Origin of the sequence: Streptomyces sp. SM1 (assembly GCF_002910825.1) — a bacterium.
GTDB lineage: Bacteria > Actinomycetota > Actinomycetes > Streptomycetales > Streptomycetaceae > Streptomyces > Streptomyces okerensis.
The window spans coordinates 1-2,762 of record NZ_NEUB01000389.1 but is presented as its reverse complement, the minus strand read 5'-3'; the positions used below and the strand labels follow the sequence as shown (position 1 = coordinate 2,762).

3 protein-coding genes and 1 pseudogene are annotated in these 2,762 nt (G+C 71.1%); 1 reads left to right on the top strand and 3 read right to left on the bottom strand.

Going from position 1 to position 2,762, the window contains the following annotated elements; translation table 11 throughout:
* The 3 genes and pseudogenes from B9S61_RS43420 to B9S61_RS09975 form a co-directional block, all read right to left on the bottom strand.
* Window positions 1–189, bottom strand: a pseudogene (locus tag B9S61_RS43420) (RNA polymerase subunit sigma-70); the annotation flags it as partial.
* Entirely contained in the window at window positions 186–599 is a 414-nt protein-coding gene (locus B9S61_RS09980) for an anti-sigma regulatory factor (protein ID WP_004925829.1), read from the bottom strand. The pseudogene B9S61_RS43420 and the gene B9S61_RS09980, both read right to left, overlap by 4 nt.
* A gap of 255 nt (window positions 600–854) precedes the next feature.
* The gene (locus B9S61_RS09975) at window positions 855–1,115 is read right to left on the bottom strand and encodes a UBP-type zinc finger domain-containing protein (protein ID WP_103541945.1); all 261 of its coding nucleotides are present in this window, start codon (window positions 1,113–1,115) and stop codon (window positions 855–857) included.
* A 59-nt stretch (window positions 1,116–1,174) separates the two neighbouring features.
* On the opposite strand from B9S61_RS09975, the gene B9S61_RS09970 reads away from it, so the two are divergent.
* Window positions 1,175–2,762, top strand: a 1,588-nt coding sequence (locus B9S61_RS09970; protein WP_103541944.1) for a Na+/H+ antiporter, incomplete at its 3' end; no start/stop codon positions are given.

Here is a 2,762-nt window from a genome sequence, read left to right as displayed (position 1 = left end):
GTCCGCGGGCGTGCCCCGCACGGCCACCCCGGGCTGCCCGCCGCCCGGGGAGACGGTCTCCGTGGAGTCGTCCTCCGGATGTGGCCGGGCCTGCTCGGGGATGCCGTCGATACCGTCCGGCACACGCTCGGCCGGCAGCTCCCGTGTGCCGCGCTCTTCGTCCCGCACCGGCCCGTCCTCGCTCCTCACGCCGGCCCGGGTCCCGCGCCGCGCTGTTTGTAGAGGCTGATCGAAACGGTCTTGTCCTCGTCCACGGCCGACGACACCTTGCCCGCGAGCGCGGACAGCACGGTCCAGGCGAAGGTGTCCCGCGAAGGGGCGTGACCATCCGTGGTCGGTGCCGACACGGTCACCTCGAGCGAGTCGTCGACGAGCCGGAAGACACAGCTGAGCACCGACCCCGGCACGGCCTGCTGAAGCAGGATCGCGCAGGCCTCGTCGACCGCGATGCGCAGGTCCTCGATCTCGTCGAGGGTGAAGTCCAAACGGGCCGCGAGGCCGGCCGTAGCCGTACGCAGCACCGACAGGTAGGCCCCCGCGGCCGGCAGCCGGACTTCCACGAAGTCCTGGGTCGCGGGCTCGCCTGCGATCTGGGACACCCTCACCTCCAAGGTGGTACAAGCGTTTCAGGGCCGGATCGCCCCCGGGTAACGCGTCAGGTGGTTCAGCGGTGACGCTATCGCGCTCTCAGGGCTCCTGTCCCGGGACCCCGGCCCGTTGCCGTCACTCATAGTAAAGCTACGGATACGCTCCGTGGCTAGGGGTCTGCGGCTCCCAAATGGGAAGAGCGCGCGCCGCATTGACGTACCCAGACGTCACCTGGTCGAACCGTCCGCCGCCGTGGTCACCTCCGGTCACAGCAGTACGTGGTCGACGAAACACCAGCGCCACTTCTCACCCGGTTCATGGGTCCGTATCACCGGGTGGCCGGTTCTGCGGTGGTGCTCCGTGGCGTGCCGGTTCGGCGAGGAGTCGCAGCACCCGACATGACCGCAGGTGAGGCAGAGACGCAGCTGCACCGGATCGGTGCCGTCCCGCAGGCACTCCGGACAGGTCTCACCCAGCGGGGCGGGTTCCGGGTCCGGCAGCGCGTCGGCGTGCGTGCACTGTTTCATGATTGCCACATTACGACGCGCGCGCGGGCTGCCGCGCCGGACAACGAGGGTGGCCGGACATGGATGTGATGCCCCTGCTGTTGCTGGTGGCGGGCAGCGCCGCGATCGCCGCGGCAGCCCGGCGCACCCCGGTGCCGGCACCACTGCTGCTGGTCGCGGCCGGCCTGGCGGTCAGCTACCTGCCCGGGGTGCCCGACTACACGCTCGACCCGCACATCGTGCTGCCCCTCATCCTGCCCCCGCTGCTGTACACGGCGGCCACCGAGAGCTCCTACCTCGATCTGCGGGCGCAGTTACGGCCGGTGGCGCTGCTGTCCGTGGGATACGTGCTCTTCGCGACGTTCGCCGTCGGCTGGGTCCTGTACCTGCTCGTGCCGGCCCTGCCGTTCACCGCGGCCCTCGTCTTCGGCGCCGTGGTGGCCCCGCCGGACGCGGTCGCGGCGACGGCGGTGGCACGCCGGGTCGGCCTGCCCTCGCGCATCACCACGATCCTCCAGGGCGAGTCCCTGCTGAACGACGCCACCGCGATCACCGCGTTCCGGGTCGCCCTCGCGGCGGCCGTCGGCGAGGGCGCCACCTGGGCCGGCGGAATCGGCGAGTTCCTGATCGCGGCGGTCGGCGGAGTGGCCTTCGGTCTGGTGCTGATGGTCCCGCTGCACTGGCTGCGCACCCACGTGAAGGAGGCGCTGATGCAGAACACGCTTTCCCTCCTGATCCCGTTCGCCGCGTACGCCGCCGCCGAGCAGGTGCACGCCTCCGGCGTCATCGCCGTCGTGGTCGTCGCGCTCTACCTGGGGCACCGCGCGTGGGAGGTCGACTTCGCCACCCGGCTCCAGGAGGAGGCGGTGTGGAAGATGGTGGCGTTCATCCTGGAGTCCGCCGTCTTCGCCCTCATCGGACTGCAGCTGTCCGTCGTCGTCAGGGGGCTCGGCGAGCACGAGGGCCTCGACTCCGCCTGGTACGCGCTGGTCGTCTTCGCGGTGGTCGTCGCCGTACGGTTCCTCTGGGTGTACCCGGCGACCTGGCTGCCGCCCCTGCTGTCGGCACGGATCCGGGAACGCGAGGGCAGACCCGGCTGGAAGGGCCCGTTCGTGGTCGCCTGGGCCGGGATGCGGGGCGTGGTCTCGCTGGCCATCGCGTTCTCGATCCCGCTCACCGCGGAGAACGAGGAGTTCCCGCACCGCAATCTGCTGCTCTTCCTGACCTTCACGACCGTCATCGGCACCCTGGTCGTCCAGGGCCTGACGCTGCCCCCGCTGATCCGATTGCTGAAGCTCCCCGGGCGCGACGCGCGGGCCGAGACCCTGGCGGAGGCCAACGCCCAGGCACAGGCGTCCAGGACGGCGGAGCAGCGCCTCGAGGAACTCCTCACCGACGAGCGCAACGCCCTGCCCGCGCCGCTCGCCGAGCGGCTGCGCAGCGTCCTGGAACGCCGCCGCAACGCCGTCTGGGAACGGCTCGGGCAGGTCAATCCCGTCACCGGCGAGTCGGTGGACGACACCTACCGACGGCTGTCCCGGGAAGTGATCAGCGCCGAGCGCGCGGTGTTCGTCAAGCTGCGCGACGGCCGCTTCATCGACGACGAGATGCTGCGGACCCTGCTGCGACGGCTGGACCTGGAGGAGGCGGCGGCCCACCGCGAGACGG

Excerpts from the sequence above, each read along its gene's own strand:
- B9S61_RS09975 (WP_103541945.1), bottom strand. The coding sequence starts at position 1,115 with ATGAAACAGTGCACGCACGCCGACGCGCTGCCGGACCCGGAACCCGCC.